The sequence below is a fragment of the Curtobacterium sp. B8 genome, from assembly GCF_000333315.1.
Lineage (GTDB): Bacteria > Actinomycetota > Actinomycetes > Actinomycetales > Microbacteriaceae > Curtobacterium > Curtobacterium luteum.
This window is the reverse complement of the sequence record NZ_BACW01000561.1, coordinates 1-2,354: the sequence shown is the minus strand read 5'-3', so window position 1 is coordinate 2,354 and position 2,354 is coordinate 1. Positions and strand designations below refer to the sequence as shown.

The window sequence follows — 2,354 nt, the reverse complement described above, 5'->3', positions numbered from 1 at the left end:
CGGACAGCTGGTCGGCGGCGGCGCGCATCGTCGGCCAGTCCGAGTCCGACCCCATGATGATCGAGACGAGCGGCTGGACGGGGGCTGCGGTGTCGGTCACGCGTCGAGCCTAGCCGAGCAGCACCCGCCGCCACCCGTCGCCGTCGGTGCCGATCGTGCGCTCGCCGGCGACCCACGACGCCGCGCCCGGGTCGGCCGTGCCGCGGTCCACGGCCGCGACGACCGCGGCTCGCCAGGCGGACGGGTCGTCCGGCACGGCGACGACACCGTGGGCGGCGGCCTCGGCGTAGGAGGGCCTGTCCGACACCACCGCGGGCAGCCCGAGCGCGACGTACTCGAGCGCCTTGAGGTCGCTCTTCGCCCGGTTGAACTCCTCGTCGCGCAGGGGCGCCACGCCCGCACGCCACCGCTGCCGGTGGTCGACGAGCCAGCGGGCGAACGCCGGGTAGTGGCCGTCCGGTACCTCGACCCGGCGGTACCAGTCCGCGTCGTCCTCGGCGACACCGATCACCTCGAGCCGTACCGGACGGCCGTCCGACGCGACGAGGTCGGTGAAGACGTCCCGCAGGAGTTCCAGGTCGGCGGCGTGCGTGAGCGTCCCCATGTACAGCACACGGTGCTCGTCGGCGGGGAGGGGGCCGGTGTCCACGACGGGTCCTGGTGCCCACAGCGTCGGGTCGAGGGCGTTCCGGACGACGACGACCTCGCGGGCGATCGGTCGCACGACCTCGGCGAGCTCGGTCGTGCTCACGACCACGACGTCGGCACCCCGGACCAGCGCGTCGATGGAGGCGAGTCGGTCGGGGTCGTACTCGGCGCGGGCCAGTCGCTCCCGGCCGGACGCCGTGAAGAAGTCGTCGTCGACCTCTGCGACGACCCGGACACCGCGGGCGTGCGCCGCGTCGAGGAACGGCCCGACCGACGCTCGCGGGAGGATGTCCCGCTGCACGAGCACGACCGCGTACGTGGTGTCGTCGGTGCCGTCGACGAATCCCGCCGGGTCGACCTGCCGGACGGTCGCGGTCCCCGCGGCGGCGAGGTGCTCGGTACGGCGGACCACCCGGACGTGCGCGGACGCGGGGTGGGCGCCGTGCGCGCCGGCGACGACGTACCCGACGACCGGGAGCGGCGCGGAGCCGGACCCCGTGGCGGGTGCCGTGCGGGTCAGGGAGCGACGGAGGCGGCGGGCGGCCCGGCGGACGAGATCACGCGGCATGGGACCATCCTCCCGTACCTCAGCGCACGCGGACGGTGCGGCACCCCAGCGAGCGGTCCCCTCCGGAGCCGACGCCGAGGGCCGTGAGGCACACCGACCGACTGCCCGACGCCACGGTCACCGTGCCGGAGAGTCCGTGCGCGGGCCCGGCCCCGTGCGCGCGGTCGACGTCCGTGCGGCGTGCGTCGGCGACGAGCGTGCCGACGGTGCGACCGCCGGCGGTGACGCGCACGCGGAGCGCGCGGGAGGTGTCGTCGCGGTCGAACGTCCAGCCGCGGACGGCCACGCGTCGGTGGCTCGGCGACGTCACGGCGTCGAGGCGCCCGGTCGGTGCGACCGCGGGCACGGTGACGGTCCGGCACGGGTCGGCGGTGGTGTCCGCGCCGGCTCCGACGTTCCGTGCGACGGCGCAGACCCGGTGCTTCCCCGGCGTGGTCGGTACCACCCCGGCGTACCCGTGTTCCCGTCCGACACCCCACTGCGCCGCGACGTCCGTCCGGGTGGCGTCCGCGGTGAGGGTCGCGGCGGTGCGGCCGTCGACGGTGACGGCGACCGACAGCGCGGTGTCCGGCTCGTCGCCGTCGAAGGCCCACCCGGTGACGGCGACGCCCGCCGAGGCGGTCGCCACGCGCTCGAGCGATCCGTACGGGTCGGCGCGGTAGGCCCGTGCCGGCTGCGCTGCCGCCGCGCCGAGCTGGGCCTTCGCCACGAGGGTCTGCGCGAACGACGAGAACCACGTGCCCGCTGCCGGTCCGCCGTTGCACGTGCCGTCGCTGGCCCCCGGCGTCTTGACCCAGAGCAGTGCGTCGAGGGCGGTGCCGTCGGAGACCACGCGCGGCGAGGTCCCGAGGCCGGCGCCTGGTCCGTTGCACCAGGTCCCGCGCCAGCCCTGCCCGTTCCTGGAGGTGTCGATCACGTAGTGCGCTCCCCCGGTCGCCGCGGACAGCTTCTCGGCGTAGGCCTGCTCCTGTGCGGTCGGGTAGTAGTTCGCGACGTTCGTGAAGAACCCGCGGGCCTCGGCGACGCCCGCGCGGCGCAGGCGGTCGGCCATCGTCGCGACCGGCTGCCAGTTGGAGTTCCCCGCGTCGAGGTACGACGGCACCCCGGCGGCCGGAACGCGGCGACGGAGCGGCTGAGG

At 75.9% G+C, this 2,354-nt stretch carries 2 protein-coding genes; both read right to left on the bottom strand.

The window, feature by feature from the left end; translation table 11 throughout:
* Window positions 1–109: 109 nt before the first annotated feature.
* Window positions 110–1,216 (bottom strand): glycosyltransferase, encoded by a 1,107-nt coding sequence (locus I59_RS15110; protein ID WP_022904588.1) that lies wholly within the window; start codon window positions 1,214–1,216, stop codon window positions 110–112.
* 19 nt (window positions 1,217–1,235) lie between these two features.
* A partial coding sequence (locus tag I59_RS23210) for a glycoside hydrolase family 6 protein (protein ID WP_222835025.1) occupies window positions 1,236–2,354 on the bottom strand: 1,119 nt, incomplete at its 5' end.

Bases quoted from the DNA above. Each gene is read 5' to 3' on its own strand.
- I59_RS15110 (WP_022904588.1), bottom strand. From the start codon at position 1,216: ATGCCGCGTGATCTCGTCCGCCGGGCCGCCCGCCGCCTCCGTCGCTCC.